22 protein-coding genes are annotated in these 25,348 nt (G+C 70.3%); 6 read left to right on the forward strand and 16 right to left on the reverse strand.

Going from position 1 to position 25,348, the window contains the following annotated elements; genetic code table 11:
- Nucleotides 1-6: 6 nt before the first annotated feature.
- Genes ACOKR1_RS10430 through ACOKR1_RS10440 form a run of 3 tightly spaced genes read left to right on the forward strand, consistent with a single transcriptional unit; the run spans nucleotide 7 to nucleotide 2,563 of the window.
- Complete coding sequence (locus ACOKR1_RS10430) at nucleotides 7-420, forward strand: cupin domain-containing protein (RefSeq protein WP_422933023.1); 414 nt, start codon at nucleotides 7-9, stop codon at nucleotides 418-420.
- Between the two features lie 32 nt (nucleotides 421-452).
- Nucleotides 453-1,775: an MFS transporter gene (locus ACOKR1_RS10435; RefSeq protein WP_422933024.1), complete on the forward strand. Its 1,323-nt coding sequence runs from the start codon at nucleotides 453-455 to the stop codon at nucleotides 1,773-1,775.
- Between the two features lie 26 nt (nucleotides 1,776-1,801).
- Nucleotides 1,802-2,563: an IclR family transcriptional regulator gene (locus ACOKR1_RS10440; RefSeq protein WP_422933025.1), complete on the forward strand. Its 762-nt coding sequence runs from the start codon at nucleotides 1,802-1,804 to the stop codon at nucleotides 2,561-2,563.
- 314 nt (nucleotides 2,564-2,877) lie between these two features.
- Here the strand turns inward: ACOKR1_RS10440 and ACOKR1_RS10445 are convergent, their stop codons facing one another.
- Nucleotides 2,878-4,146, reverse strand: a complete 1,269-nt coding sequence (locus ACOKR1_RS10445) for an amidohydrolase (RefSeq protein ID WP_422933026.1) — start codon at nucleotides 4,144-4,146, stop codon at nucleotides 2,878-2,880.
- A gap of 55 nt (nucleotides 4,147-4,201) precedes the next feature.
- Nucleotides 4,202-5,731, reverse strand: a complete 1,530-nt coding sequence (locus tag ACOKR1_RS10450; RefSeq protein ID WP_422933027.1) for an MFS transporter — start codon at nucleotides 5,729-5,731, stop codon at nucleotides 4,202-4,204.
- A 1,212-nt stretch (nucleotides 5,732-6,943) separates the two neighbouring features.
- Between ACOKR1_RS10450 and istA the strand changes: the two genes are divergently transcribed.
- Nucleotides 6,944-8,086 (forward strand): IS21 family transposase, encoded by a 1,143-nt coding sequence (gene istA / locus ACOKR1_RS10455; RefSeq protein ID WP_422936607.1) that lies wholly within the window; start codon nucleotides 6,944-6,946, stop codon nucleotides 8,084-8,086.
- 86 nt (nucleotides 8,087-8,172) lie between these two features.
- The gene (gene istB / locus ACOKR1_RS10460) at nucleotides 8,173-8,949 is read left to right on the forward strand and encodes an IS21-like element helper ATPase IstB (protein ID WP_422933028.1); all 777 of its coding nucleotides are present in this window, start codon (nucleotides 8,173-8,175) and stop codon (nucleotides 8,947-8,949) included.
- A gap of 47 nt (nucleotides 8,950-8,996) precedes the next feature.
- On the opposite strand, the gene ACOKR1_RS10465 is transcribed toward istB, so the two are convergent.
- The 8 genes from ACOKR1_RS10465 to ACOKR1_RS10500 form a co-directional block, all read right to left on the reverse strand.
- Nucleotides 8,997-9,341, reverse strand: a complete 345-nt coding sequence (locus ACOKR1_RS10465) for a hypothetical protein (protein ID WP_422933029.1) — start codon at nucleotides 9,339-9,341, stop codon at nucleotides 8,997-8,999.
- A gap of 691 nt (nucleotides 9,342-10,032) precedes the next feature.
- Nucleotides 10,033-10,245 carry a hypothetical protein gene (locus ACOKR1_RS10470; RefSeq protein ID WP_422933030.1) on the reverse strand — a complete coding sequence of 71 codons (213 nt, stop codon included), beginning with the start codon at nucleotides 10,243-10,245 and terminating at the stop codon, nucleotides 10,033-10,035.
- A gap of 91 nt (nucleotides 10,246-10,336) precedes the next feature.
- Nucleotides 10,337-11,713, reverse strand: a complete 1,377-nt coding sequence (locus ACOKR1_RS10475) for an MFS transporter (protein ID WP_422933031.1) — start codon at nucleotides 11,711-11,713, stop codon at nucleotides 10,337-10,339.
- Between the two features lie 6 nt (nucleotides 11,714-11,719).
- Nucleotides 11,720-12,946 carry a cytochrome P450 gene (locus tag ACOKR1_RS10480; RefSeq protein ID WP_422933032.1) on the reverse strand — a complete coding sequence of 409 codons (1,227 nt, stop codon included), beginning with the start codon at nucleotides 12,944-12,946 and terminating at the stop codon, nucleotides 11,720-11,722.
- A 19-nt stretch (nucleotides 12,947-12,965) separates the two neighbouring features.
- Nucleotides 12,966-13,958 carry a PDR/VanB family oxidoreductase gene (locus ACOKR1_RS10485; RefSeq protein WP_422933033.1) on the reverse strand — a complete coding sequence of 331 codons (993 nt, stop codon included), beginning with the start codon at nucleotides 13,956-13,958 and terminating at the stop codon, nucleotides 12,966-12,968.
- 151 nt (nucleotides 13,959-14,109) lie between these two features.
- The gene (locus ACOKR1_RS10490) at nucleotides 14,110-14,868 is read right to left on the reverse strand and encodes an IclR family transcriptional regulator (protein WP_422933034.1); all 759 of its coding nucleotides are present in this window, start codon (nucleotides 14,866-14,868) and stop codon (nucleotides 14,110-14,112) included.
- Between the two features lie 98 nt (nucleotides 14,869-14,966).
- The gene (locus ACOKR1_RS10495) at nucleotides 14,967-15,902 is read right to left on the reverse strand and encodes an MBL fold metallo-hydrolase (protein ID WP_422933035.1); all 936 of its coding nucleotides are present in this window, start codon (nucleotides 15,900-15,902) and stop codon (nucleotides 14,967-14,969) included.
- 15 nt (nucleotides 15,903-15,917) lie between these two features.
- A complete protein-coding gene (locus tag ACOKR1_RS10500; RefSeq protein ID WP_422933036.1) occupies nucleotides 15,918-17,333 on the reverse strand; it encodes an aldehyde dehydrogenase family protein in 1,416 nt (471 codons plus the stop codon).
- A gap of 232 nt (nucleotides 17,334-17,565) precedes the next feature.
- On the opposite strand from ACOKR1_RS10500, the gene ACOKR1_RS10505 reads away from it, so the two are divergent.
- Nucleotides 17,566-18,369 (forward strand): coniferyl-alcohol dehydrogenase, encoded by an 804-nt coding sequence (locus ACOKR1_RS10505; RefSeq protein ID WP_422933037.1) that lies wholly within the window; start codon nucleotides 17,566-17,568, stop codon nucleotides 18,367-18,369.
- A 275-nt stretch (nucleotides 18,370-18,644) separates the two neighbouring features.
- On the opposite strand, the gene ACOKR1_RS10510 is transcribed toward ACOKR1_RS10505, so the two are convergent.
- Genes ACOKR1_RS10510 through ACOKR1_RS10535 form a run of 6 tightly spaced genes read right to left on the reverse strand, consistent with a single transcriptional unit; the run spans nucleotide 18,645 to nucleotide 25,321 of the window.
- The gene (locus tag ACOKR1_RS10510; RefSeq protein WP_422933038.1) at nucleotides 18,645-20,210 is read right to left on the reverse strand and encodes an aldehyde dehydrogenase family protein; all 1,566 of its coding nucleotides are present in this window, start codon (nucleotides 20,208-20,210) and stop codon (nucleotides 18,645-18,647) included.
- Nucleotides 20,207-20,986 (reverse strand): HD domain-containing protein, encoded by a 780-nt coding sequence (locus ACOKR1_RS10515; RefSeq protein ID WP_422933039.1) that lies wholly within the window; start codon nucleotides 20,984-20,986, stop codon nucleotides 20,207-20,209. Before ACOKR1_RS10515 ends, ACOKR1_RS10510 begins: the two co-directional genes overlap by 4 nt.
- 57 nt (nucleotides 20,987-21,043) lie before the next feature.
- Nucleotides 21,044-22,318, reverse strand: coding sequence for an NAD(P)/FAD-dependent oxidoreductase (locus ACOKR1_RS10520; RefSeq protein WP_422933040.1), 1,275 nt, complete (start codon nucleotides 22,316-22,318; stop codon nucleotides 21,044-21,046).
- A 1-nt stretch (nucleotide 22,319) separates the two neighbouring features.
- On the reverse strand, nucleotides 22,320-22,643 hold the full coding sequence (locus ACOKR1_RS10525) for a 2Fe-2S iron-sulfur cluster-binding protein (RefSeq protein WP_422933041.1): 324 nt from the start codon (nucleotides 22,641-22,643) through the stop codon (nucleotides 22,320-22,322).
- 22 nt (nucleotides 22,644-22,665) lie between these two features.
- Nucleotides 22,666-23,451 carry an SDR family NAD(P)-dependent oxidoreductase gene (locus ACOKR1_RS10530; RefSeq protein WP_422933042.1) on the reverse strand — a complete coding sequence of 262 codons (786 nt, stop codon included), beginning with the start codon at nucleotides 23,449-23,451 and terminating at the stop codon, nucleotides 22,666-22,668.
- Nucleotides 23,444-25,321 carry a PEP-utilizing enzyme gene (locus ACOKR1_RS10535; RefSeq protein ID WP_422933043.1) on the reverse strand — a complete coding sequence of 626 codons (1,878 nt, stop codon included), beginning with the start codon at nucleotides 25,319-25,321 and terminating at the stop codon, nucleotides 23,444-23,446. Before ACOKR1_RS10535 ends, ACOKR1_RS10530 begins: the two co-directional genes overlap by 8 nt.
- Nucleotides 25,322-25,348 lie beyond the last annotated feature (27 nt).

Consider the following 25,348-nt stretch of genomic DNA (forward strand, 5'->3'; position numbering starts at 1 on the left):
TCCGAAGTGGGCCTTAACGAATCGCTCTACTCGGAGGTCGTCAGCTTCGACGACATCCCGCTCGAGGTCGCCCGCCCCGGCATCACCCGCAAGGCCTACGCCACGGACGAGGTCATGATCGTGTGGAACACGGTCGAGAAAGGCCTGGAGCTGCGCCCGCATTCCCATGAGGACTTCGACCAGCTCGTGTTCATCCTCGAGGGCGAGGCCGACTACTACGTCGACGGCATCGCACACCGCATGGGCCCGCGCGACCTGATGCTCGTCGAACGGGGCAAGGAGCACTACATCGAGGTGACCTCGGGCCCGTGCGTGAACATCGACATCTTCGTTCCCCCGCGGGCGGACTATGCGCACCTGACCGCGTGGGTCGCCGGCCTCGGCTCCAAGGAGCGCGTGAGCCTTGGCGGGCAGCAGTGACTGCCCCGGCCGTGAAGGGCCACACTCGGACCATGGGAACCGCAGCACGGGGCCACGAGCGCCGCGCGGTCCTGGGCGCCAGCACCGGGTTCTTCATCGACATGTTCGACATCTACCTGCCGGTGATCGCGCTCGCCCCAGCGATGGCCTACTTCACACCGTCCTCGATCGACGCGGGCACGACGGCGATCCTGGGCGGCCTCGTCTTCGCCTCCACCCTGGCCGCCCGCCCGCTCGGCTCCCTCATCTTCGGCTGGCTGGGCGATCGGGTCGGGCGCAAGAAGGCGACCGTGGCCGCCGTCGCCGGCGCCGGGGTGGCGACCGGTGCGATCGCCGCGCTGCCCGGCTACCAGGGCATCGGCCTCGGCGGGATCATCGCGCTCATCGCCCTGCGGTTCGTGGGAGGAGTCTTCCTCGGCGGCGAGTACACCGGCGCGGTGCCGCTGGCCATGGAGCACTCGGCGAAGGGGAACCGCGGCCGCAATGCGGGCCTCATCGCCCTCGGGTTCCCGGCCTCGTACGTGGTCATCTCGGCGCTGACCCTGCTCGTGCTCGCGTTCGCTCCGGCAGGGAGCCCGTCCTCGGCGTACTCCCAGTGGGGGTGGCGGATCGCCTTCGTCGTCGGCGCCCTCATCTCGATCGGCTTTGCGGTCGCCTACGCCCGCGGCGTCGAGGAGAGCCCGGCCTGGAGCGGCACCTCCGCCAAGCGGGTCAACCCGTTCAGGGAGCTCCTCGCCGGGCCCAGCCGGAAGCCGCTCGCCCAGGCGTTCCTGCTCATGACCGGGGTCTGGTTCTCCTCCAATGCCTCGATCGTGGTCCTGCCGCCCACCATCGCCGGAACCGCCGGGCTCAACGTGGCCCAGACCTCGGCCCTGCTCATCATCGCCTTCGCGGCCGTCTCGATCGCCTACCCGCTCTTCGGCATGCTCTCTCAGCGGATCGGACGGCGCGCATTCTTCGCCCTCTGCGGGGCGGCCTCGCTGCTGGCGATCCCCCTGTTCGCGCTATTCGCCAACGGGCTCCTGCACGGCTTCTGGGCCGCGACCCTCGCCGTGGCCGGGATCGCACTGCTCGGCGTCCCGGCCTTCGGCGCGATCGGAGCCTACATGTCCGAGCGCTTCCCCGTGGAGATCCGCGCGACCGGCTACGGCGTCGGCTACTCCCTAGCCCTGATCATCCCCTCGTTCTACGCCTTCTACATGGCAGCACTCGCCGGCATCATGCCGCTGCGCCTGACCCCGACGGTGCTGCTGGCCGTCGGCGGCATCTGCCTGATCCTGGGCGCGCTGTGGGGGCCGGAGACGAAGAACCGGGACCTCGCCGACCACACCGCGGCCCTCGAGCGGCGCCCGTGAGTCGACGCGCGGCTAGAGTATGGGCTATGCCAACGGAGAGGGACGACGCCGCGCCGGCCGGCGGCCTGCAGGTCGTCAGCCGCAGCGCCCAGATCCTACGCATGTTCAGCTCCGACCGCACCGAAGTCCGGATCAACGACGTCGCCGAAGAGCTCGGCATCGGGCGCACCTCGGCCCACCGGTACCTCCAGTCCCTTGCCGCAGAGGGTTTCCTCCAGCGGATCAACGACAACGACTACCGTCCCGGACCGCTCATCATGGGCATCGCGGCCTCGATGCTCACAGGGCCCAAGATCATCGACCTCGCCGAACCCCTCCTCGCCACCCTCGCCGAGCGCACCGGCCAGACCGCCGTGCTGGGCCTCTGGACCGGCTCGAGCGCCGTGGCTGTGGCATCCAAGGAACCGGCGGGGAAGTCGGTCAACATGACCGTCCGCATCGGCGCCCCGCTCGGGCCCCAGTCGGCCCAAGGGCTCGGGTTCCTCACGTGGGGATCCCCGACCGCGCGAGAGCGCATCCTGGCCGGACTCGGCTCCGAACGGGCCGACGTCGAGCGCAAGGTGAACGAAGCCGCGGCAGCCGGCTACACGACCAGCGAGGCAGTGATCGAAGGGGTCGCCGCCGTCGCCGCGCCCGTCTTCGACGCCGGAGGAAGCGTCCTTGCAACTCTCGCGCTCGTCGCCCCCGTCGGCGTCCTGGACACTGCCCCCCAGGGCAGACACGTCGCCGACCTCAAGGCCGCTGCGACCGCGCTCTCCACAACCCTCGGCGCATCCACCGCCGCCTAGCCTCGGCCGAGATGCCCCACTTGAGCTGCCTGAGAGAATCGGCGGTCAACCAGTTGGAGCGGCGCTTCTAGGAGACTCGGCGGTCGTCCATAGCTCCGGCCAGGTCACGCTCACCGACAGCGGCTCCGAGCTCCTCCGCAGCCGGCTTCCAGCGGTGCGGGTCGACGAGGGGACGCTCGCAGGGTCGACTCGGGCGAGCGGCGTGAGCTGCTCAGGCTGCTGCGGAACCTGCTCCGCGACGACCAGCGGGGCCTCCCGCGCTCGGTGGCCTGAGGGGCGCGCGTGCGCCGCGGCACAGGGCATCCGGGGCCAGGTCAGTCCTTGCCGAGCCAGGCGGCGGCGGCGACGACGATGGCGGCGGTGCCCGTAGCCAGGGTGGGCTGGATGGCGGGGGCGAACTTGGGCGAGTGGTTGGAGGGGATGTCGGTGGCGATGCGCCCGGCCGCCTGGGCGGCGCGGTAGGCCTCGGGGTCGGCCCCGCCGATGGCCCAGTAGGTGTAGGGGACCCCGAGGGCGGCGGGGATGTCGCTGAAGTCCTCGCTGGCCGTTTGCCGCCCGTAGTCCTGGATCGCGGTGGCCGGGAAGTGCTCGGCGAACGCGGCGGCGACCCTGGCGGTGGCCTCGGGGTCGTTGTCGGTGAGCGGGTAGCTGTTGTAGAGCTCGATCTGCGGGTCCCTGGGCGATCCCGATGCCGCTGATTCGGCCTTGGCGATCCGCTCGATGGCTGCGAGGAGCTGGTCGCGGGTGGCCTTGCTGTAGGTGCGGATGTTCAGCTCGAGCACGGCGTGGTCGTCAATGATGTTGCTCTTGGCGCCCACGGCGATCTTCCCCACGGTGAGAACCGCGAACTCTCCCGGGGAGACCTCGCGGGAGACGACGGCCTGGAGCCGCACCACGACCATCGCGGCCAGGACGGCGGGGTCGACCGAGAGGTGCGGCATCGAGCCGTGGCTTCCGCGCCCGTGGAGGGTGATGCGGATGCTATCTGCCATCGACAGGAACGGGCCGGAATACGTGCTCACGGTCCCGGCCGGGTGCGCCAGGACGTGCTGGGCGAGGGCGACGTCGGGGCGGGGGATGAGGCGGGCGAGCCCGTCCCGGACCATGCCCTTCGCGCCGTCGCCGAGCTCCTCGGCGGGCTGGAAGAGCGCCACGAGGGTCCCCGCCCAGGCCTGGCGCTGCTGGGCGAACAGGCGGGCTGCTCCGAGCAGGGTCGAGATGTGCACGTCGTGCCCGCAGGCGTGCATCACCGGGGTCTGGGCTCCCTGGCCGTCCGGGGCGACGGCCGTGCTTGCGTAGTCCAGGCCGGTGGCCTCCGCGACAGGGAGGGCGTCCATGTCCGCGCGCACGAGCACGCCCGGCCCTTCGCCGTTGGCCAGGACGCCCACGACGCCCGTTCCGCCGACGCCGGAGTGGACCTCGAAGCCGAAGCCGGCCAGCTGTTCGGCGACGATCCCGGCGGTGCGCTGCTCGTGGTGGCTCAGCTCCGGGTTCCGGTGCAGGTCCTTGTAGAGGGACTCCTGCCAGTCCCTGATGGACTCCTGGCCGGAGAGGAGGGTGCGTGCTGCTGCAGGTGATGCCATGGTGTGTTCCTCTTGTTCCTCTTGTTCCTCTCGGTCTGCCGGGTGTGGGGACTGTCTAGTCGTGGGCCGGGGCCTGGGCCTCCGCGCGCTCCCTGCCCTTGGGGACCGTGGCCATGATCGAGACGACGGCGATGACCACCATCACCAGGTTGAACACGAGCGCGACGACGGCGGCCTGCCGGACCGCGGTGTTGTCGGTGCGGCCCTGGTTGACCAGGACGTCGCCGACGAACTGGGCTCCCGTGCTGCTGTAGGCGGTGAAGAGGGCCAGGGAGACCGCGGCCCCTATCGCGCCGCCGAGCGAGGAGGCCATCTTGTAGATGCCCGAGCCGGCACCGGCCTGGTCGGCGGGGAGGTTGGCCAGAGCCGCGTCTGTGGACGGGGTGGCGTAGAACGCCAGGCCCAGGCCGAAGAGCGCGTAGGCAAGGACCGCGAGCCACCGGTACTCGGAGAGCAGGAGGTTGGTGGGTAGGAGCAGGACGGTGGCGACGCCGACGATCAGGGATCCCCAGACCATCGGCCGGCGTGGGCCGAAGCGCTGGAGGAGCTTCTCGCCGATGCGGATGAACGCGATGATCGCCACGGCGTAGCCGATCGTCAGCAGGCCCGCCTCGGAGGCCTTCATCCCTCCGGCGATCTGGAGGAGCTGCTGGGTCACGATGAGCAGCCCGATCGCGCCGTTGAGGAGGAAGTTCGAGATGGTGGCGCCGGTGAAGGTGCGGTTCCCGAACAGGGCGAAGTCGATGAATGGCTTGGCCGAGCGCTTCTCGACCCGCACGAGGAGGGAAAGGCCCACGACGGCGACGGCGAAGAGGCCGATCGTGGTCGTGGTGAGCCATCCAATCTTCGCGCCGAAGATGAGCACGACCATGAGGGCGAGCATCGAGACCATGAAGACCGCGACACCCGCGAAGTCGAACTTCGCCGTATCGGTCTGGGCGACCTTGCTCTCCGGCGTTCCGCGCATCAGGAGGATCGAGATCACCGAGATCACGATCGAGGCGACGAAGATCCAGCGCCATCCCACGAAGGTGGACACGTAGCCTCCGAAGATCGAGGCCAGCCCCGAGCCGCCCCAGGAGCCGATCGACCACATGGACACCGCGCGCTGTCGGCCCGGGCCGTCCCAGTAGGCCTTGACCAGCGCCATGGTCGCCGGCATGATGCACGCCGCCGAGAGGCCTTGGACGGCGCGGCCGCCTAGCATGAGGGGAAGCGCGAGGGGGCCGGCCGCGAGGACGATCATGAGCGAGCCGAGGATGCCCAGGCCGTTGCCGATCAGGCTGATCCGCACCCGGCCTACCCTGTCCGCGAGGCCCCCCGCGACCACGATGAACATCCCCGAGAACAGCGCGGTGACCGAAACCGCCAGGTTCATGGCGGAGACATCGATGAGCGGGTTGGCCCACGTCTTGTGGACAGGGTCCGAATAGGCTCCGTTGACGTCGGCCAGGATGTTCGGGGCGACCGTCCCCGTCGTGCCGGCGAACAGCCAGAACGTGACCACTCCGAGCACGATGCCCAGAAGAAGCCTGTCGTTGCCCCGGAACCCCGTCCGGGAAGGCGCAGGGATCGTGCCTGCCATGACAACTCCTCACCGCAGCAGCAACTGCCACATAGTTGATTCTTCAAGTATCTCGCTGCCGCCTCCCTTCCCCACACCGCGTGCCATTCAACGGCAGCGTCTCCTCGGTCACATGGGACCCCGCCGTAGAGGCCGCGGGCGCGCCTCCGACTCGGTGCCGACGCAAGGCCTAGCGAGGGACCTGGGACTCGGAGCGCCCGGAGGGTCCGCCTAGCGCCGCAGAGGCGGCCGTGGCTCTGGGCCCAGAGACCGCCTATGCCCTCGAGGGTGGGCTCGGTCCGGCCGTCCGGCACGCACAATCCGTCCTCTGGGGCCTGCGGCATTCGGGGTGCCGCGATCCCATGCAACCGAGGCTAGTAGGGGATCCCCGGGGCGCATAGGACCCGGCGCGTGATTTCCTCCCGGTCCCGCCAGGAGGCCGCGGCCCGCCGGCATCCTGCTCCCCGGGCGGCCCGGACTCCGGCCGCGCCCACCATTCCCTTCGGGAGGCCGCGGTCGTGCCCCGGCCGCTCCAGGAGCGCCTGCCGATCTGGCACGGGGTGGGCGGGACCCCGTCGAGCTTCGTGCGGGCCGGCCGAGCGGGCGTCCCGACCGGGTGCGACCGGGCCCTGGCGCGAAGGCCGACCATGGAGTGTCGTCCGCCATGTAATTCCCAACCCGTAGGTCGGTTTTCGCCACGGATTTCCCCACCTTGAGCGGTGGTTCGCCACGTAATTCCCATGGGGACGACGTCACGCACCGCCGGTGCCTTGTCCGAGAGCCTTGCCTCGGGTCCGATGGCCGGGCCGGAGGCGGGGGTTCGTGGTTTGGCGCGTAGGAGTGTGGCATCGATGGATCTGATCGAACTGTTCATGCACTGGGACGCTGGCCGCTCGAAGAGCGAGCTCGCGGTGTCGTTGGGCATGGACCGCAAGACGGTGCAGAAGTACCTGGCACCGGCCGAGGCAGAGGGCCTGGCCCCCGGGCTCGGGCTCAGCGCCGAGGAGTGGCGGGACATGGTCGCGGGCTGGTTCCCGACCATCGTGGACGGGAGGCTGCGGCAGATCTCCTGGCCGGAGTTCGATGCCCGGATCGAGTGGGTGAGGGAGCAGCTGGAGGCCGGGGTCGCCGGGGCCGTGGTCCACCAGCGCCTCGTCGACGAGCACGGGGTCAGCGCCTCGCAGCGCTCGTTCTACCGGTGGCTGGCCGCGACCCTGCCCGACGCCGGGCGGGCTGGACGCAAGCCCACGGTGCTCAAGCCCCCCGTCCGCGCCGGGAGAGCTCGGCGAGGTCGACTACGGCATGCTGGGGCACTGGCGCGACGCGGACACCGGCAGGGGCCACCGGGTCTGGGCGTTCGTGCTCACGCTGCCGTTCTCCAAGCAGCCCTTCGTCTATCCCACGACCCGGATGGACCAGACGGCGTGGACCAACGCCCACGTGGCAGCGTTCGAGTTCTTCGGCGCCGTCCCGCGGCGTCTGACCTCGGACAACCTCAAGACCGGGGTCATCAAGCCTGACCTCTACGACCCCAAGCTCAACCGGGCCTACGCCGAGCTGGCCGAGCACTACGGGACCCTGCTGGACCCGGCCCGGGGCAACAGGCCCAAGGACAAGCCGCACGTGGAGCGGATGGTGCAGTACGTGCGCGGCTCGTTCTGGGCCGGGAGGTCCTTCACCTCGATGGCGCAGATGCGCGCCGAGGCCGAGCGGTGGTGCCGCGAGGTCGCCGGGGCCCGGAAGCCCAGGGCCCTGGCCGGGCAGAGCCCGTGGGAAGTCCTCGCCGCCGTGGAGCGCCCGGCCATGGCCCCGCTCCCGGCCCGGAGGCTCGAGCCCGCGGAATGGCGCACCGCCACGGTCGGGTCGGACTGCCACGCCTCCGTCAGGGGCGTGCTCTACTCGGTTCCCTACCAGCTCGTCGGCGCCCGCCTGGACGTGCGGCTGGGCGCCACGACGGTCGAGTTCCACCTCGACGGGGCCATCGCGAAGGTCCACCCCAGGATCGCCAAGGGACGCCAGACCGACCTGGCCGACTACCCACCCGCGGCGGCGGGGTTCTTCACCCGGGACGCCGCATGGTGCCGCGAGCACGCGTCCCTGATCGGCCCCGCCGCCGCGGCAGTGGTCGAGGGGCTGCTGGAGGAGCCGGCGGTGCACCGGATCCGGGCCGCGCAGGGCATCATCCGCCTCGCCGGCACCCACCGCCCCGAGGCGGTGGAGACCGCCTGCGCCGCCGCGGCAGCGGCCGGGGACCCGACGCTGAAGACCGTCAAGGGACTCCTCGCCGCCGGGGTCACCGTCCTGCCCGTGCGCTCCAACGGCGACAACGGCGCCGGGGCCTACCTCCGCGGCCCCGGCGCCTTCACCGCCAGCTGAACCTTCACGCGCATGCCCCCAGAGGCAGCCGCGGCGGCTGGCCCGGGAACGCGTGCGCCCCCTCACCGACGAGACAGGAGACCATCATGACCACCACTCCCAGCACCGCCCCGGGACCCGCCGGCGCCGACCGCACCCAGCTCGCCGCCTCCCTTCGCACCCTGCGCCTGTCCGGGATGCTCGACTCCCTCGAGAACCGGCTCGCCCAGGCCGCCGACGGCCGGCTCGGGTTCCTGGACTTCCTCCAGGCACTGTGCCTTGACGAGATCAACCGCCGCGACTCCGCGGCGCTCGAGCGGCGCACCAAGGCCGCGAAGTTCGAGACGGATGGCAGGATCGAGAACTTCGACTTCACCGCCGACCCCGGCATCCCCGCCGCTCGCATCCGCGACCTCGCCAACGCCGAATGGGTCCGCACCGGCCAGCACGTGATCATCAGCGGCCCCGTCGGCACCGGCAAGACCCACATCGCCACAGCGTTCGGGCATCAGGCCATCCGTGCAGGGCACACCGTCCGGTTCGCCCCCACCTCCCGGGTCCTGGCCGACCTCGCCGGCGGCCACGCGGACGGGAGCTGGGCCGGGCGCCTTCGCGCCTACACCAAGCCCGACCTGCTCATCTTGGACGACTTCGCGATGCGCGAGTTCACCCCCGCCCAGGGCGACGACCTCTACGAGATCATCAACGAGCGCCCCGCCCGCTCCATCGTCGTCACCACCAACCGTGCCCCCGAGGAGTGGTACCCACTGTTCCCGAACCAGGTCGTCGCCGAATCCCTCCTCGACAGGCTCGTGAACAACGCCCACCAGATCACCATCCAGACCGGCTCCTACCGGACACGCCGACGCCCCGCCACCCACTGAACCGAGACAGGGCTTGGGCGATTCCGGGGGGAGAACGCCATGGAGTCCTACCAGTCAAGGTTGAGCTTCCCCGAGCGAAAGCTGATCAATGTGTACTTCGCGTCTATCGACATCACATCACCCGCTCGTTCGGCCTCTTCCAGCACTGGCACGCCGCGGTCAGGGGCGAATGGCAGAACATGCGTCGCGGCCATGACTCTGACGGGCAGGCTCTCGTCTTCAAGCAGTGTCAGGAGAGCCTCACGCCCCTCGGGAAGGTCGCGAATCGACTTGTAGAACGCGTGATGGCTCCTGAAGAGCTGGTTGGCGCGCTTCGGATCAGCATGACTGGCCGCCCACTGCAGAACCTCGCTGCGGTACCTCGCCTGTATCTCGTGCCTAGTGTCCGTCATGAGAGCAGAACTCCGTTCTGGATCCTTGCGCTGACGTCGCGGCGGGCCCCCCGATCTGCTCTGGCCTCACGGGGTCCCACCACGCCACACCCTAACGAGATTTCCCTGCCGCCTTGCGGCCGGGACCGAACTTTCATAAAGGTCATCGCGCCGCTGACGACGGGCACGGCGACGCCCTATCGCCGTCCCGCTCAACGTCCCAAAGCAGACGGCACTCCTCCCATAGGGGGCGGAAACATCGTTAGTTACCCATGTTTCCGGGCGCCAGGCTGCACTTTCAGCACTCCCCAGGGCCCCGGAACCCGGCTACCATCGCATCAGGCACTGGGGAATTCCGTGGCGAGAACGCTCGGGAATTACGTGGCGATCGACAGGAGTGGGCAGCCCCGAGTGAGCGCTCGGATTCGAGCTGGCCGGGTCTTCACCGCGCACGACATTCGCGTGCCTCCTTCAACGCCATCTGCGAGTGCCCGCGGTGGCGGAGCGCGAATTGGACGCGCGAGAGCGCCAGGAGGTCCCACTCGAACCGCGGGCCCCGAACAGCGGAATCCCCGGGGACGGCCCGGAGGCCACCGTTCCTGGGCCTGAGCCAGGTCATCCAATCGCCGATGGCTGCCCCAAAGGGACCAGCGCCGCACCGAGCTCCTCCCGCAGGAAGACCGGGCCGATCAGGACGGGACGGGGCGCCGGTTCAGGCCTCTTCTGGCGCGCTGAGCCTAGTGACGGCGTCGGCGCCCGGGCCGGCGCCGGCCTGTTCATGGCGGGCGCGGAACTCTTCGACGATGGTGGCGTGGGCGTCCGTCAGTTCGTGGAAGAACATGATGGCGCCCGCGGCTGCGCCGAGTACCGCCGGGATCAGTCCGGCGGCGATCTGAATGCCTGCCACCGCCTGCGCGGACTGCACCGCGGAGTGGCCGTCGTAGCCGTCCCCAGGCGAGCGCGTAGCCGGCGAGGGCGCCGCCGATCGCCTGACCGCCAGTCTCAGTCTCGACTCTTCAGTGCGGGTCGATTCCCAGGCGGCGCCGTTCGCGCTGCTGGTTGACGAAGAGGAGGCAGAGGATGCCGAAGAGCAGCAGGAGGCCTCCGGAGAGGGCGAAAGCGTTGGCGTAGCCGGCGGCGGGGGTGGCCGCTCCTCCGATGAGGAGGCCGGAGACAGCGGGGGCGAAGACTCCGCCAGAGGTCAGGACTGCGTTGGCGATCGAGAGGTGGGCTCCACGCTGGGCGACGGTGGTCAGCTCGGCCACCACCAGGTAGGTGAGGGCGAACAGCGCGGGGGCTGTGCCGAAGCCGAAGGTCATGAGGGCCACGGCCAGGGCGGGGGAGGGCATGAGCGTCGCGCCGACCAGTGCGGCTCCGGCGAAGACGGCGGCGCCTCCGAGGATCCAGGTGCGTGACTTGCGGGTGGGGATTCCGCGCTGGTGGAGCCGCTGGGTGAGGGCGCTGAGTCCGACTGTTGCCACGGCTCCCCAGGCTGCGGGCAGGGCGATGAGGCTTCCGGCCTGCTGGCCGGTCAGGTGCAGCACGGTCTGGAAGTAGGCGGGGCCCCAGGACATGGCGAGGGTGAAGGTCCAGTAGCCGAAGAAGGAGGCGAGGACGGCGAAGATCCAGCTGGGGGAGAGGATGGTGCGCCAGTAGGGCACCTTTGAGTCGGCGGCGGGGGCAGCGGCGCGGGCGTCCGGGAGGGCTTGGTGCCCGTCGAGGGCCCGTTCGGCTTCCCTGCTGGTGTAGGGGCCTTCTTTGCCGACGATGGCCCAGTAGAGGGCCCAGACGAGGCCGACGACGGCGAGGATGCCGAAGGCTGCCTGCCACCCGTAGGCGGTGACCACCCAGGCGAGGACGGGGGCGAAGGCGACGATTCCGAGGGTGACGCCGGAGGAGGCCAGGGCCGCGGGGGTGGCGCCCTTCTTCTCGGGGAACCACTTGTACACCCCGTGCATCATGACCGGGGCCAGCGGGCCTTCGCCGGCGCCGAGGAGGAGCCGGCTGGCCCACAGCGCGGGAAGGGAGGCGAACATCAGCACGGGGGCCTGGGCGAGGGACCACAGCAGGCACAGCACGAGCAGGATCCACTTGCTGGGGACCCGGTTCGCGATCGGTGCGGCGAGGATCTGGGCGAGGCCGAAGGTGAAGAACATGGCGCTGCCGACGAGGCCGAAGGCCTCGGGGGAGATGTGCAGTTCCTTCATGATGGGCACGGCGGCGACGCCCAGGACGGCCTTGTCGGCCCAGCTGAGCATCATCAGGAACAGGACCGATACGGTGACCAGCCAGCCGTAGCGGCGCCGGCGGGCGTAGTTCCACGAGGCTGGGCCTGTCTTGGGCGAGGCGGATTGCTGGGCCTGGGGGGTGCTGGGGCTTGCGAGGTGGGTCATGGCGGCCTACTCCTTCGTAGCGCCTGTCTGCCGCGCTGCGGAGACTCGGATGGGGATGGAGGCGAAGAAATGCAGGGTGTTGTGCAGCTCGGGGACGGGGTCCCCGTCGAGTTCGAGGGTCTCGGCCCGGGCGAGGAGGGCCTTGAGGGCGAGTTCGATCTCCAGGCGGGCGATGGGCTGGCCGATGCACTGGTGCAGGCCCATACCGAAGGCCACGTGGCCGGTGGCGTTGCGGTCCAGGTCGAAGGACGAGGCGTCCTCGCCCCAGCGCCGCGGGTCGCGGTTGGCCGCGCCGAGGAACAGCAGGAGCTTGGTGTCGGCGGGGATGGCGATTCCGGCCAGCTCGGTGTCGACGGTGGTGGTGCGGTGGAACATCTGGAAGGGGGATTCGAGCCGGAGCGCCTCGTCGACGGCGAACTTGGCCAGGTGCGGCTCGCGCCGCAGCCTCTCCCACCGCCGGGGTTCGCGGGCCAGGCACAGGATGGTGTTGCCGATGCCGGCCACGGTCGTGTCGACGCCCGCGGAGAGCAGTGCCCTGACGAGCAGGGAGGCCTCCTGGTCGGTGATGTTGCCCAGGTCGGCCTGCTCCCAGATCTTCTCCCCGAACCCGCCGGGCATGAGGCTTCCGCGCGCGCACGCCCACTCGACCCATTCGGCCACGGCCTCGGCCCCTTGGAAGGCGCGGGCCCAGATCTCGTTGCGGGGCCCGAAGGCGTTGAACGCCATGGCGCCGTAGGGCAGGAGGTTCTCCCGGCCCTGGTCCGGGATGCCCACGGCGTCGGGGAAGACCCGCAGCGGGTAGACCTGGGCGAGGTCGGTGACGGCGTCGAAGGCGCCCTTGTCCACCAGCTGGGCGGCGAGCCGCTCCGCCGGCGGGGTGAACCCGGCGGTGAGCTCGCGGACAGAGCCGGGGTGGATGACCTTCGAGAGCCCCCGGCGCATGGCGGTGTGGGTGGGGGGATCGGATTCCAGGATGCCCGCGGGTCGCCATTCGGCCTCCTTGCGGATGTCGGTGGGGCCGACGCCGCCGGAGGAGCAGTAGGTCTCGAAGTCCATGAGGACCTCGCGGACGGGCTCGAAGTGGCTCACGGCGTACACGCCGTACTTCTCGAGGTAGACCACGGGCCCGGCCTCCCGGAGGGCCTCGTGCAGGGCGTACCGGCCCACGAGGTTCTCGGGGGCGAAGGGGTCAACGTCCAGGACGGGCGCCTCCCGGTGCGTCAGAAGCGACATTGCGGTTCTCCAGTGCTTGTCAGAGGTCGAGGGTGAGGCGGGGGCAGCCGGCGGCGGCGCGGGAGACGCAGACCATCATGGTCGCGCTGCGGGCCCGGTCCTCGGGGCTGAGGATGGCGTCGCGGTGGTCGACCTCGCCTGCCAGGACCGGGATCTCGCAGGTTCCGCAGACCCCCTGCCGGCAGGAGGAGAGGACCCGCACGCCCGCTGCCTCCACGGCTTCCAGGACGCTCTCGTCGGCGGCGACGTCCACGACGCGGCCTGTGCGGCGCAGTTCGACCTCGAATGGGCCGGCTGACCCTCCGGCGCCGGGGGCTGCTGCGAACCGCTCGAGGTGCAGGGCGCCGGCCGGCCAGCCGAGGCAGTAGTCCTCGATCGCGTCCAGGAGACGCCGCGGGCCGCAGGCGTAGACGAGGGTGAGGGCGCGCGGGATGCCGAGCAGTCCTTCGAGGTCCAGGCGCCGGCCTTCCTCGGAGGGGAAGAGGAGGACCCGCTCGGGGCCGTAGGCGTCGAGCAGTTCCTGGGCGAAGGCCATGGTCCGCAGGCTGCGCCCGCCGTAGGCGAGCCGCCATTCGCGCCCGGCCTGCTCTGCCGCCTCGATCATCGGGACCATCGGGGTGATGCCGATTCCTCCGGCGAGAAAGAGGTACTTCCGCGACGGGGCGAGGGAGAAGTTGTTGCGGGGACCGCCCACGACCACGTGGGCGCCGACGCCCAGCTCGTCGTGGACGTAGGCCGACCCGCCACGGGATTCGGGCTCGCGCAGGACGGCGATCTCCAGGCTCGCCCGGTTGGCGGGGGAGGAGCAGACCGAGTACTGGCGCGTGTGCCCGGGGATGTGCAGGTCGACGTGGGCGCCGGCCTCCCACTCCGGGAACTGGCCGCCGTCGGCTGGCCGGAGGGTGAGGTGCGCGACGCCGTCGGCCGCCTCGCGACGCTCGGCAACCACCGCGCCCAAGGTGGCGGAGACGGGGAGCGGGCGGTCCACGCCGGCCTCGGCAGGTGCGCTCATCGGGTGTCCTTTCGATTCTGGCGGCTTCGCGTGATCCCAGTCACTTGCGAGGCCATGGAATGACGATAGGCCCGGACACTGCCGGGGATCACGAGGGGTTTACCACTGGATGGAAAAGGTTCTCGGGCCGCCTGCGTCGCGCTCCGCCGCTTCAGGGCTGGGGGCTCAGATCGCGCCCGATTGCCTTGGCCGCGACCTGGAGCGCGGGGAGGGTGCGCTCGACGGAGAGAACCTTGCCGACGACGACGACCCCGAGCGCTGCGAGCAGCCTGGCCTCCGTGTTGAACACCGGCACGGCCATCCCGGAGGTGCCAAGGGCGTGCTCCTCGACGGTCGTGGCGTACCCGCGCTCCCGCACCCGCAGGAGCTCCTGGGAGAGGCGGGACGGATCGGTGATGCTGTGGCGGGTGTCCCGTGCGAGTTCGGCGAAGGCGCGTTCGACGACGGGCCGGGGGGCGTGGGCGAGCAGGACCTTGCCGCCGGCGCTGGTGTGCAGGGGCAGCCTCTCCCCGACTCTGGCGACCGGCTGCCCGACGGCGGTCCCGGCGATGCGCTCAAGCACGAGCGCGCGGGCGCCTTCGAGGACCATCAGGTTCACCACGTGCCGCGTTGCGAACAGGACGTCATGCATGTAGGGCGCCGCGACGTCGCGCAGGCCCTTCTGGACCGGGGCGAGCATACCCAGGGTCCAGAGGCGGTGGCCGATCTGGTACCGCCCGTCATTCGTTCTGGCCAGGGCCCCCCAGTCGACGAGCTCGCTCAGGAGCCGGTGGCAGGTGGCGACGGGGGTGCCCGATCGGCGGGCGATCTCGGACAGGCCGAGGACTGGGTGCTCCTGGTCGAACGCGGCGAGCACGTTCAGGGCCCGGGACGTGACCGAGCGTCCTGCAGCCTGCGCCCGACCGGCCACGACCTCACCTCACAGGATCGGGCGCCCGCCTCGCGCGGGCTGCCCCTTCCAACGATACGACGGCAGTTCTGAACGGCTAGGCCGGGGCGTCCGAAGGCTCAGCGCGGGGCGGGCACGCGGCCGGGCACGAACCGCTGGCCCGGCTGCGCGACCGTGATCCGCCCGTCGAACTCCTGGGCGACCCCGGCCGTCCACTCCTCGTCGGTGGCGACGCCGGCGAGGTGGGAGAGCACGACATGCCCCACCTGGGCAGCGGCGGCGATACGCCCCACCCCGGAGGGGGTGGTGTGGGAGATCTGCTGGTGGTTGAGGAACTCGGGCCCGAAATCGCGGTCGGCGAAGAACGCAAGGTTCACGGCCTCGTGCACGAGCAGGTCGGCGCCGCGGGCGAGCCTGGCCACGTTCGCGCACTCTGCCGTGTCCCCGGAGATCACCACCGAGCCGTACCGGGTGTCGAAGCGGAAGGCGAAGGCGGGGAAGACGGGCGGGTGCTCGACCAGGATCGCGCAGACCCTCACGTGCTCGTCGGAGTAGACCTCGAACGGCTCCATGGCCGGGGCGTGCTCGGGGCCCGCCGCTGCCGCGCCGGGAGGCAGCGGGATGTCCACGGCCCTGACGATCCGGCGCAAGTCGGGGCGGCCCTCGTCCGTGATGCGGATGCGGATGTCGTAGTCGTAGGCGGCCAGGATGCTGGCGACCATGGCGCTGGTCTCCGGTCCCGGCCCGTAGACCGGCACGTCGGCGGTGAAGCCCTGCACCGGGAGCCCCCAGTTCCACAGGAGGTAGGCGGGGAGCTCGCCGACGTGGTCGGAGTGCAGGTGGGTGATGAAGGCCGCCTTCAGGTCCTTGCCGAGCAGGCCCGCGGCGTTGGCCTGCCGGGTGACCCCGAGACCGAAGTCCACCAGATAGTGCGCGCCGTCCACCACGATCGCGGTAGCGATGCCCGGGGCCCCGGAGCGGATGGCCGGGCCCGCAGCGGTGCCCAGGGTGATCACTTCCAGCCCGTGCTCACGCCCAAAGGATGTCTCTGTCATGGTCTGGTCCTTCTCTCAGCCGGCCGAAGCGGCGGCCGGGGCAGCGGTGGGGGTGGAGGTGGAGTGCTCGCGGGCGTTGACGGTGCGCAGCTCGAGGTACGGGTCGAGCCCGTAGATTCCCCGCTCGCGCCCGATGCCGGAGGCCTTCCACCCGCCGAAGGGGGCATCGAGCTCGACCTGGGTGTGCTGGTTGATCCACACGGTCCCGACCTCGAGGCGCTCGGCCAGGGCTTGCGCCTTGTCGAGGTCGGGGGTCCACACCGAGGCCCCGAGCCCGAATTCCTGGCCGTTGAGCCTGCCGACCAGGTCGTCGAGGTCGGTGTAGGCGACGATTGGCAGGGCGGCGCCGAACTGTTCGGTCGCCACGAGCGGGGCCTCGAACGCGGCGCCGGTGACAACGGTCGGCTCAAGGAAGTAGCCGGGCAGTTCTGTTCCGCGCCCGCCGCCCGACGCGATCCGTGCCCCGGACTCGACGGCGTCGCGCACGAGCCCCTCGACGAGTTCGCGCTGGGAGCGGCTGTGCATGGGGCCCATCGTCGTCCCCTGATCCACCCCGCGGCCGACGACGAGGCGCCCGGCCTCGGCGGCGATCGCCTCGACGAGCTCGGCCTCGCGTTCGGCGGGGACGAAGACGCGCTTGACCGCCATGCAGACCTGGCCGGCGTTCCGGAAGGCGGAGCCGACGATGCCGGCGGCCGTGAACTGCGCATCCGCGTCCGGCAGGACGATCGCGGGGTCGTTGCCGCCGAGCTCGAGCGTCACACGCTTCACCGTCGGTGCAGCCTGGGCGGCGATCGCGGCCCCCACCTCGGTCGAGCCGGTGAAGGAGATCTTGCGGACCTTATGGTGCTCGCTCAGCGCCCGGTTGACCTCGCGCCGGCCGGTGAGCCACTGGACGACTCCCGGAGGGACGAACTGCGCGACGGCGTCGACGAGGGCGATCGTTGACAGGGGCGTGGTGGGGGAGGGCTTGGCGATGACGGTGCACCCGGCCGCGAGGGCGGGGGCGAGTTTGACGCTCAGGAGCGAGATGGGGAAGTTCCACGGGGTGATCGCCGCGACCACCCCCACAGGCCGCCGCTGCACGAGGACCTCGCGTCCCTGTCTCTCCGGCAGCCTTTCCTGTTCCTCCCACTCGAGCGCCGCGTAGTAGTCGAACACGTCGGCGGCCACCAGGACCTCCCCGACCGCTTCCCGGAGGACCTTGCCCTGTTCGAGGGAGAGCGTCCGCCCGATCTCGCCCGCCCGTGAGCGCAGCGCCTCGGCGCCGCCCCCCAGGGCTTCCCGCCGCCGTCCACGGTCCGCCGCCCAGCCCGGGCCCGCGCCGACCGCGCGGGCGACGGCGCAGTCGACGTCTTCGGCTCCGTGCAGCGGTGCGGAGCCCACGCGCTCGAGCGTGGCCGGATCGTGCACGTCGTAACGGGCTTGCATCGGACTCCCTCCGGCGGTGCCGCTCCTGCGGGCAACCGCCTGACTTCGGCTTGGACTGCTATCAGGGTCCCGACCCCACGGCCGGAGGACAATCGGTCTTGTCCGCCCAGTGGAAAGCAGGGATTGCCGCCCCATGATCCAGGGCCAACAGTTGGTGGCAAGCCAAACGAACGTCGCGCAGCCGTGTGCCGAAACAGGGACCGGGGCTGGGCCGATCACCCTGGAGGGAACAATGGAACTGAGCCTGGCAGAGCGCACCGTCGTCGTCACCGGCGCCGCCTCGGGCATCGGCGCCGCGTCCGCCGAGCGCTTGCGCGCCCTCGGAGCGCGGGTCATCGGCGTCGACCGCAACGTGCCGGTCGGAGCCTCCGACTTCGTCCAAGCGGACCTCTCCACCGCAGAAGGCGCCGAGAAGGCCGCCCGAGCCGTCACAGCACTGGCCCCGCGGCTCGACGGCCTTGCCAACATCGCCGGCGTCCCCGGCACCGCCCCCTGGGAAACCGTCCTCGCGGTCAACGTCCTCGGCCTCCGCGCCCTCACCGCAGCGCTCGTCCCGGCCATCCGGGAAGGAGGCTTCGTCACGAACCTCGCCTCCAGCGTCGCCGACGGCTGGGCCGAGCGCCTCCCCCAGATCCGCGCCTTCCTCCGCATCGACGACCCTCAAGAGGCGCTCGCCACGGTCACTGGGAATGCGGAGGTCACAACCAACTCCTACCGCTTCTCCAAGGAGTGCGTGCGCGTGCTGACCCAGACCACCGCCGCTGACCTCCTCGGCAAGCACATCAGAGTCAACTCCGTGAGCCCGGGCCCCGTCGACACCCCCATCCTCGAAGACTTCAAGCGCGACCACGGACCCGGAAAAGTCGAGGGCGCCATCAGCCTCCTCGGCGGGGCCGCCACTCCCGGCTCGATCGCCGACATCGTCGTCTTCCTCGCCACCGACTCGGCCCGCTGGGTCAACGGCGCCGACATCAGGGTCGACGGCGGCCTCGCCGCCCACCGCTTCGCCCACACCCAGATCGCCTCTATGGCCTGATCCGCGACGGAAGAACGCGCCTCGAACCGGACAGCACCCCTGAGAAGAGGCGAGCCGTCCCAGAACCGGGTGGGTCCAGCGCGGGCCGGGCCGGATCTGTGCGACTTTCAGAAGCGCGGCACGCCGTAGCCCAGAGGCGGGGCCGCTTCGTCCGAATTGGCGCGTGGCTTCCATGAGGATGCCCACCGACCGGCGAAAGGCTGAAAAACGCACACCGCTCGGATCCAGCCAAGAAGGGGATGGGGCAGTTCGGGCCACGCACCGCGTCTGCAGGCCTACTGTGCCTTCCGGTGGATCGACTTGTAGGTCAGGTATGCGCCCAGGCCTTCGGCGCCGTACTCGGTTCCGAGCCCGGAGTCGTGCCGTCCGCCGAAGGGGGCGGAGTGGTTCGAGGCGAAGAAGTTGATGCCGATCGAGCCGGTGTCCACCCGGTCCGCCACCGCCAAGGCGGCGTCGGGGTCGGAGGAGAAGACGAGGCCCCCGAGCCCGAATTCGGTGTTGTTGGCCAATGCGACGGCCTCGTCGAGCCCGCGGCCCGGCCCCGCCTCGTCGTACTTCAGGATCGTCAGGACTGGCCCGAAGATCTCCTCCCGGGCCACGCGCATGGTTGGGGTGACGTCCGCGAACACGGTCGGTTCGATGAAGTAGCCTCCTTCGAGGCCGTCGGCCAGCGACGCGGCGCTGCCGCCGGTCGTTGCCCGCGCGCCTTCGGAGAGTCCGGACTCTATGTACTGCATGACGGTCTCGAACTGGGCCTTCGTCGCGCTCGGCCCGAATACGGTGGCCGGGTCCAGCGGGTCGCCCTGGGGTGCGGCGGCGATGACGGCGGTGGCCATGTCGACGACCTCGTCGTATCGGGAGGCCGGTGCCAGGATGCGCGTGGAGATGTAGCAGGTCTGGCCGGTGTTGCGCATGGAGGAGCGGATGAGGACGTTGGCCATCGCATCGAGGTCGGCGTCGGGCAGCACGATCGCGCTCGACTTGCCCCCGAGCTCGAGGGTCACGGGGCGCAGCAGCTCCCCACAGGCCGCGGCGATGCGCCGCCCCACCGGGGTGGAGCCGGTGAATGCGACCTTGTCCACGCCCGGGTGCTTCACGAGGGCGTCGCCGAGGCGGCCCGATCCGGTCACGAGATTGACGACGCCGGCCGGCACTCCCGCGGCGGCGACGGCGTCGATGATGAACCGGATCGAGAGCGGCGTGGGCGAGGCCGGCTTGATCACCACCGTGCACCCTGCCAGCAGCGCCGGGGCGAGCTTGATGACCACGAGGTTGATCGGGAAGTTCCACGGCGCGATCAGCGCGCACACGCCCACCGGGTCGCGCCGCACCACGGACTCCTGGCCCGGTGCGAACGGGAAGGGGCGCACGTCCTCGCGCTCGAGGTACTCGGCGAGCGTTGCGAAGTACCGGAAGATCCCTGCCGCGTTCGCTGCGGCTCCTCGGGTCTCGATGATCGGGGACCCGTTCTCGCGCGTGTTCGTCAGCGCGAGGATCTCGGCGCGGGCCTCAATCTCCTCCGCGATCCGCATCAGGTACGCGGCGCGTTCGGAGGGGGAGAGCCGTGGCCAGGGGCCGGTGTCGAAGGCTCGGCGTGCGGCGCCCACTGCTGCGTCGATGTCCTGCGCCGAGCCGTCCGGCACGGCGCCCCAGACCCCGCCCGTGGCCGGGTCGGTGACGGGGTTGCGGCCGGTGCCGGAGGCAGGGGTGTAGTCACCGTCGATGAACATGTCGTCCACCAGCGAGTAGGGCAGGTCGAGTGAGGCGCGCCTCGCGCACGCATCGGCGGACGACGGCGCCGCCGCGCCGTCCGCGCTCGGCTGAATGGGGGTGGTGGTCATCGGAGCACTCCTGTCTTGAGCAGGGCGTTGGAGCGGGCGAGGTCGGCAGTGGCCATCTCAACGGCTGCGGCGGTGATGAGTTCGGGCACGATCTCAGCGGCGAGCCTGTCGGTGTAGGTGGCCGGGTCCATTCCGAACCACGAGGAGGCGAGGGCGATCCCGGCACGGTCGAATCTCCAGAGCCGGTCGGCGTCCCGGACGAGGGCGTCCTCGAGGGAGTAAGCCACGCGGCGGGTGTCGTGGCCGTCGATGATGGCTGCGACCCGCTCGACGAACTCCTCCGAGTAGCCCAGCCCGGGCAGCACTTCGCGTGCCACGAGGCAGCCCTGGTGCTCGTGTTCGTAGCGGATCTGGGCCTTGCGCCAGTCCCCAGTGAAGCCCTCGGAGAGGATGCGGGACTCGTCGACTCGGGCCCAGCCGGTGTCATGCAGGAGGGTCGCGACGAGCACGAGCTCCCGATCGGCGGAGGGGTAGGCGGCGCAGAGCCGCTCGGCGTAGGCTACCGAGATCGGCAGGTGGATGTCGTTCCCGCGGGCGCGGGTGTAGGTGGCCACGGCTCGCCAGAGCGGGTCCAGAGAGTCGGCGGCACTCGGCGTCTCGCAGATGGGCCGGGTGTCCACGCGGCCCTCGGCGGGGATCGGCCGGGCGGGGCGGGCGGCGACGAAGGCGTCGGCGCGGGTCTGGTCGATGCCCGGGCGGTCGGCAGCGGGTGATGCCGGCGGCGCGCTCGTGGTCGAACTCTCCTGGGTGGGGGCGAGAGCGGGGCGATCGGGCATGGGGTCCTCCGGTGCAAGGTCTGATGAGTCGGGCGGCCGAGGCTTGGCGGTTGACGCTCAGACGGCCAGCGACTTGAGCTGGACGGCGGGACTGCCCGCGGCGTCGGAGCGCATGTTCTGGCCCTTCGCGAGGGCGTTCTTGACGGCCATGAAGTCCAGGGGCGCGTTCACGCAGTCCGCCGCGATGATTCGCCCATTGCGGTAGTAGAGGACCGCGAACTTCCCGCGTTCGTCGTCCCGCCGCACCACTGTCTGGTCGAAGCCCATCGACAGGCCCGCAATCTGGAGCTTGAGATCGGCTTGGTTCGACCAGAACCAGGGAATCCCGGCGTAGTCCTCGCTCCGGCCCATGAGCGAATACGCGGCCACCTTGGCGTGCTCGATGGCATTGTTGACGCTCTCGAGCCGTATACGCTCGCCGGCGGGGGAACCCGGCACGGGGTTGGGCATATTCGCGCAGTCACCCACGGCCACGGTGGTGCCGTCCGAGGCGAGCGCGTGGGCGTCCACAACGATCCCGTTCTCAACTGTTAGGCCCATCTGCTCCGCAAGCTCCGTGTTCGGGACCACACCGATGCCCACGAGCACTACCTGCGCGGGAAGCACCTCACCGCCTGCAAGTTCGACGCCGGCGACGGCCTTCCCGCCGTCGTGCGTTGCCCCGGGGACCAAGCGTGAGATGCGTGCGCCGAGGCGGATGTCCAAGCCCCGGGCGCGATGGGCCTCGAGGAAATACTCGGCGGTCTCCTCGCCCACGGCCCGCCCGATGAGCCGAGGCCCGTGCTCGAGCAGCACGACGTTCTTGCCCATCTTCTTCAGGCTGGACGCAGCCTCGAGACCGATGAACCCGCCGCCGATGACGACGACGTCCGTCGCGTCGCCGACAAGGGCTTTGAGGGCCAGGGCGTCATCGGCGTTGCGGAGGTAGACGACCCCGGTGAGATCCGCGCCGTCGACCGCGAGCTTCCGGGCGCGGGCTCCCACGGTGAGGGCGAGGCGCTTGAACGGGAACTCGGCGCCGGACTCGGCGACCGCGACGCCGGAGCCGTCTGGGTTCTTCTCGACCCGCACGATCCGCTGGTCCTTGACGAGCGTGACGCTGTGCTCGGCCCAGTACTCGTTCGAGCGGAAGATGAGGGACTCGTTGCCGACTTCGCCCTGGAGCCACTCTTTCGAGAGGGCCGGGCGCTGGTAAGGCCGGTGGTTCTCCTCGCCGAGGAGCGTGATGGGCTCCTCGAAGCCGAGAGCGCGCAGCGAGACGGCGAGCTGGACGCCGGACTGGCTCGCGCCGACGATGAGGAGCCCTGTCGCCTGGGGGATGGGGACAGCCATTTCAGACCTGCGTTTCGGGGGTGGTCACGTACAGATCCATCCCGTCTTGGAGCTTGAGCTGGCACGAGAGGCGCGAGTTCTCCTCGCGGTCCACGGCGGTGCCGTAGAGCATCTCGTCCTCCATGGGCTCCATCGGCGGGAGCTTGCCGAGGCAGTCCTCGCGGACAAAGACGTGGCAGGTGGCGCACGAGAGCGAGCCGCCGCATTCGGCGACGATCCCCGGCACGCCGTTGCGCACTGCGGTCTCCATCACGGAGTCGCCGGGGCGTCCCTCGATGTCGCGGACGGTGCCCTCCGCGTCGGTGTAGTGGACGGTGGTTGTCATGGCTCGTGTGCTCCTGGGTTTCTCAGATGAACTGCCGGCCGCCGTCGACGACGAGGGTCTGGCCGGTCATGTAGGCAGAGTCGGGGCTTGCGAGGAAGAGCGCGGCGCCCACGATGTCCTCGGGCTGGCTGGCCCGCTTGATCGCGCCCCGGTCCACCCCGTACGTCTCGGCATTCTCGATGAGCCCGTAGCTCGCCTCGGTGAGCGTGAACCCGGGGGCGATCGCGTTGACGGTGATGCCGCGGCGGCCGAGCTCTTTCGCGAGGACCCGGGTCAGCGCGATGACGCCGCCTTTGGAGGCCACGTAGTGGGCCCACTGCTCGGAGCCTGAGTAGACGGTGGCACTCGCGAGGTTGATGACCCGCCCGCCGTCGCCCAGATAACGGCTCGCCGCTCGCGTGATGAGCCAAGGGCCCTTCAGGTTCACGCCCATCACGAGATCCCATTCGCCCGGGTCGATCTCCTCGAACGGGGTTCGTGTCACCGTGGCGTAGATTGCGGCGTTGTTGACGACGACGTCGATCCGGCCCCCGCCGAAACCGGCGGCCTCGGCGGCCATCGCATCGGTTGATGCCACATCGGTGACGTCGACCTTCAGGGCGGTCGCCTGGGCGCCTGCCTCGCGGACGAGCTGCGCTGTCTCCTCAGCCCCGGCCGCGTTCAGGTCGGCGACCGCCACGCGGTAGCCGCGGGAGGCGAAGCCGAGAGCGAAGGCCCTCCCCAGACCCCCGGCCGCACCTGTGATGAGCGCGAGTCGGGGAGCCTGGGCGTGGGTGGTGCCGGGTGAAGCGGGGTTCTGCTCAGGCATGCGCAGGCTCCTGCAGCTGCTCGCCGTGGGCCCCTGGGCCTTCGAGAACGGGGGCGTCGAGGATCTCCACGATGCCCTTCGTCCCGTCGACGCGCAGACGCTGGCCGGTTCGGATCGTTGTGGACGCCGAGCCCGTTCCGGTCACGGCGGGGAGGCCGTACTCGCGGCACACGATGGCGGCGTGGCTCATCATGCCGCCGATGTCTGTGACGGCCGCGGCGATCTTGCCGAAGATCGGGCCCCACGAGGGGGCGGTGACGGTCGCGACGAGGATTTCGCCCTGCTGGACCTCGGAGAGCTGGTCCGCGTGGGTGACCACACGGGCCGGGCCCTCCACGACGCCAGGCGAGGCCGCCATGCCGCGCAGGCCCCCGCCCTCGACAGTTTCGCCCTCGCCGAGCCACTGCTGCACCTGCTCGGTCGTGATGCCCCATAGCATGCGGGTGAACGGCTCGGTGATGGAGGCCGGCGGGGTGTTCAGGGCGGGCGCGGGGCGGGCGGTCTTGAGCGCGTCGACGATCTTCCTGCGCCGCTCGATCTCTTCGGGCCAGTAGCTGGGGCCGATCGGCTGGACCGCGCCGACCCCCCACCAGGTGACGAGGTCGAAGATCGCGTCGCGGACCTCGTTCCGGCCCAGATACAGCAGGTCGTCCGGCTTGTTCCAGAAGCCCTCGGCATGGAACAGCCGGGAAAGCTGGCGGATCTTGCGCCAGAAGACGCCCATGGTCCAGTGCTCGATGTAGAAGTTGTGGTTCTCCACGTACGGGTAGCACTGGGCGGCGAGGCCGCGCTTCGCGTCGAAGAGGGCGAGGTTGTCCCCGTCGAGCAGCTCGCGGTATTCCACGACGATCCGTTCCTTCTCGGCGACGAGCTCCTCGACGGGCCGCAGGATCTCCTGGCCGGCGTCGAGCCGGGCGATGTAGTCCTTGATGTAGCCCAGCGGGATCTCCGGGTGCTCGTTCCAGTACTTGTCGTGGCCGTAGAAGCCGTTGCCCACGGTGAAGTTGAACCACGGCTCGTGCGCCTCGTCCCAGCGCGCCATCCAGTGCTCCCCGCCCGGGGAGGCCTGGATCGCCGCGAGCGTGCCCTCGGCGTCGTCCGTGTCTGCGAAGGCAGGCTGGAGGCCGAGCTCGACGGCCAGGGCCGCGAGGCCCTTGAGCTCGTCGTCGGGGCGGAACAGCTCCATGTCCACGCCCTGGACCATCGTGGCGATCGACTGGTCCGGGACGTTCGGGAAGACCTGCTTGCAGAAGTTGAAGAAGTCCAGGTACGCGATGTAGCCGAGGTTGAGGAACTCGAAGTGGTACTGCCAGTTCTGGTAGGCCAGCTGGATCAGGCGGTCGTAGCTGTCCAGGAGCACCTCGGAGCCGTCCATGGCCTTGCCCGAGCGGATGTCCTCGATCGGGACGACGGCGGGCGGCTTGGCGAAGGAGATCTGCTCCATCTCGTCGATGGTGCCCTTGACCTTGGCGTGCCACTGCTCGAGCAGGCGCGGCCAATTCTGGAAGTAGTAGCCCACACGCTCCTCGAACAGCGGCACGCGCTCGGCGATCTGATCCTCCGGCACGGGAATAGGGCTCATGTAGAGGTAGCCGAGGTGGATCCGGAAGTCGATCCCGTTGGCGTTGGGGACCATGAGGTGCCGGGCGTTGTACTGGCCCAGGCACTTGACCGCGAACTCGCCGCCGATCGTCTCGAACGGCTTGAAAACCGTGGGCCAGTGCTGGGAGTCGCAGAACCAGAACTTGGCGTCCTCGGCCTCCTTGAGTTTGTCCTGGAACACGAGGTAGTAGGGGTACAGCTTCTCCCAGCCCTCGGCGCCCGCGGGGACCGGGAGCTCGGACGGCTTCGGGAAGGACTTCATCGACATTGGCGTGTCCTCTTTCTCTTCGTGCTT

Origin of the sequence: Sinomonas sp. P47F7 (assembly GCF_049332655.1) — a bacterium.
Classification (GTDB): Bacteria; Actinomycetota; Actinomycetes; order Actinomycetales; family Micrococcaceae; genus Sinomonas.